This is a genomic window from Sutterella sp. (assembly GCF_030539355.1).
In the GTDB taxonomy this organism is placed as follows: domain Bacteria; phylum Pseudomonadota; class Gammaproteobacteria; order Burkholderiales; family Burkholderiaceae_F; genus Sutterella.
Map to the genome: position 1 here is coordinate 1 of NZ_JAUNSF010000179.1, position 2,757 is coordinate 2,757.

2 protein-coding genes are annotated in these 2,757 nt (G+C 64.8%); both read right to left on the reverse strand.

The window, feature by feature from the left end; all coding sequences use genetic code 11:
* Positions 1 to 38: 38 nt before the first annotated feature.
* The gene (locus tag Q4F91_RS13290; RefSeq protein WP_303338211.1) at positions 39 to 359 is read right to left on the reverse strand and encodes a hypothetical protein; all 321 of its coding nucleotides are present in this window, start codon (positions 357 to 359) and stop codon (positions 39 to 41) included.
* A 98-nt stretch (positions 360 to 457) separates the two neighbouring features.
* Positions 458 to 2,563 (reverse strand): PhoH family protein, encoded by a 2,106-nt coding sequence (locus tag Q4F91_RS13295; protein WP_303338212.1) that lies wholly within the window; start codon positions 2,561 to 2,563, stop codon positions 458 to 460.
* Positions 2,564 to 2,757: the final 194 nt, after the last annotated feature.

Here is a 2,757-nt window from a genome sequence, read left to right on the forward strand (position 1 = left end):
CGGAATCCGAGCTCCTTGGGTTGGGTCAATCAGGGGCTTCAAGCGTTAGCCGTGAGCAGCGTCACCTTGAGCTTGTTGCCGACTTCCTCCATCGCGTCGCGGTATTCCTGCTTGCGGGTGATCTTGGCCTTGTCCGCCTCGGCGAGGAGAACCTTGTCCTGGATGACGGCGCGGCGCACCGCCTCCTCGAGCTCGTCACCGGCCTTCTGGCCGGCCTTGACGTTGGCGTCGTAGATCTTCTGCTGTTCAGCGACGGTGACCCGCTGGCCGTTGACGGTGAAAGCCTTGAAATCGGCCTGGGCGGCGGACACAAGACCGACCGAGAGAACCAGGCCGGCGATGAGAGTGCGGTTGAACATCTTTGTTTCAGTCCTCTTTGAAAATTTGGGTCCCTGGCTGCCGGGGAAAAATCGAGGGTCCCGGCTGGGGGGATTCTTGACAGATTAAATCATTGTACTCACAGAGCCTTGCTGGCGAACTCCGCGAGGCGCGATCTTTCGCCGCGCGTGAGCGTGATCGTTGCAGCATGTTTCCAGTTCTGGAAGCGCTCCACGACATAGGTGAGGCCCGAACTGCCTTCCGTCAGGTAGGGCGTGTCGATCTGCGCGATGTTACCGAGGCAAACAATTTTGGTGCCCGGGCCCGCGCGGGTGATGAGGGTCTTCATCTGCTTCGGAGAGAGGTTCTGCGCCTCGTCGATGATGACGAACTTCTGCAGGAAGGTGCGCCCTCGCATGAAGCTCATCGACTTCACGCGGATGCGGCTGCGGATCAGGTCCATCGTCGCCTGGCGGCCCCATTCGCCGCCCGTCTCGGAGGAGTGCAGCACCTCGAGGTTGTCCTCGAGCGCGCCCATCCAGGGCGCCATCTTCTCCTCCTCGGTGCCGGGGAGGAAGCCGATGTCCTCGCCCACGCTCACCGTTGCGCGCGTCATGATGATCTCGGTGAAGCGGCGCTGGTCGATCGTCTGCTCGAGCGCCGCGGCGAGCGTCATCAGCGTCTTGCCGGTGCCGGCCTGGCCGAGGAGCGTCACGAAGTCGATCTCCGGATCCATGAGGAGGTTCAGGGCCATGTTCTGCTCGCGGTTCCTCGCCGTGATGCCCCAGACCTTCACGCGGCTCTGCGCGCGGTAGTCCTTCATCAGGCGGAAGGTGACGCGCTTGCCGGCGACGTCCGTCACCATGCCCATGAAGTTGTCGTCGCCCTCGATCCAGAGGCAGGCGTTCAACGGGAAGTCCGAGGGCTTCTCGCTCTCGAACGCGTAGTAGGTCGAGCCTCCTTCCTTCCAGGACTTGAGCGAGGCGCTCACCGACTCCCAGAACCCCGCGGGCAGCGTGATCTTGCCCGTCCAGAGCATGTCGGTGTCGTCGAGCACCTTGTCGCTGAAGTAGTCCTCGGCGGGGATCCCGAGGGTCCTCGCCTTGATGCGCATGTTGATGTCCTTCGAGACGAGCACGACGGCGCGGTCCCTGAATTCGGCCTGCACGCCCTCGACCGTGGCGAGGATGCTGTTGTCGCCCTTGAAGACGGGGAGCTCCTTCGGGAGCTCGGCGCTCATCGGCTTCGTCTCGAACCAGACGCGGCCGCTCGCCTCGGTGTTGCCGAGGAGCGAGAGCGGGACGCCCTGGGAGATCTCGCCGCCGTTCGCCTCGATGAGTGCGTCGAGCGTGCGGCTCACCGTGCGGGCGTTGCGCGCGACGTCGGTCAGCCCCTTCTTGTGGTTGTCGAGCTCCTCCAAGGTCGTCATCGGCAGGAAGATGTCGTGCTCGGCGAAGCGGAAGATCGAGAGCGGGTCGTGCATCAGCACGTTCGTGTCGAGCACGAAGAGCTTCGCGAGATGCTCGGGCGTGAGGGCGCGGCCCTTCCTGCCCGTGCTCTGCATGTAGGGGCGCTGGAGCTTCTCGGCAGCGGCGACCCTGGGCGAGTCGCCCGCGCTCTGCATGCTCGTCTTCTCGGCCTGCACGGGCTTGATGACCTTCAGCTTCTTCGCGGGCTTCGGGGCCTCGGCGGCGGGCTTCTTCTCCGGAGCCCTCTCCGGAGCCTTCACCGCGGCCTTCGGCTCCGCTCTGGCGGCAGCCTTCTCGGCAGGCTTCTCAACGGGCTTCACGGCTTCCGCGGGCTTCACCGGCTCCTTCTGAGCCGCGGCCTTCCTCGCGGGCTTCGCCGCTTTCCTCGGCTCGGCCTTCCCGGCCTTCACAGGTTTAGCGGGCTCGGGAGCGGCCGCGACCTCAGCGGCGGCCTCGGCCGGCTTCTCAGCCTTCGCCGGCTTGCGCACGACGCGCTTCGCGGGCTTCTTCGCCTCCGCGGCGGCAGGCGCCCCGGCCTCAACGGCCGCGACGGGAGCCGCGGCGGCGGATTTCTTTTTCAGCGTGACCTTCTTCTTCACGACGGGCTTCGCGGCCTCCTCAGCCTTCTGAGCCTTCACGGGCTCATCGGGCGCGGCCTCCGCCGGGGCCATGACGTTCCTCACCTTCGGGAGCTTGCGCTCGGTCTCGGGCTTGGCGGGGGTGCCGTAGTCATCAAGGATGTCGGCGGGCTTCGAAGGGGCTTTCGGCAGGGGCATGGCGAGGGTGCTCGAATGAGTTGGAAATTCTTCCGCGCAGGGACCTTCATCGGTCACGGGCACAGAAATTCCATTGTAGCCACGGGCACCGTGACGGGCGGATGACAGATTCATTTCATGCGCCCGCGAGCCGTGTCATAAAAAACGGATATGAAGGTGAGCAGGTCCTTCACCCTCTATGATGAAAGCAGGTG

Excerpts from the sequence above, each read along its gene's own strand:
- Q4F91_RS13295 (WP_303338212.1), bottom strand. The coding sequence starts at position 2,563 with ATGCCCCTGCCGAAAGCCCCTTCGAAGCCCGCCGACATCCTTGATGAC.
- Q4F91_RS13290 (WP_303338211.1), bottom strand. The coding sequence starts at position 359 with ATGTTCAACCGCACTCTCATCGCCGGCCTGGTTCTCTCGGTCGGTCTT.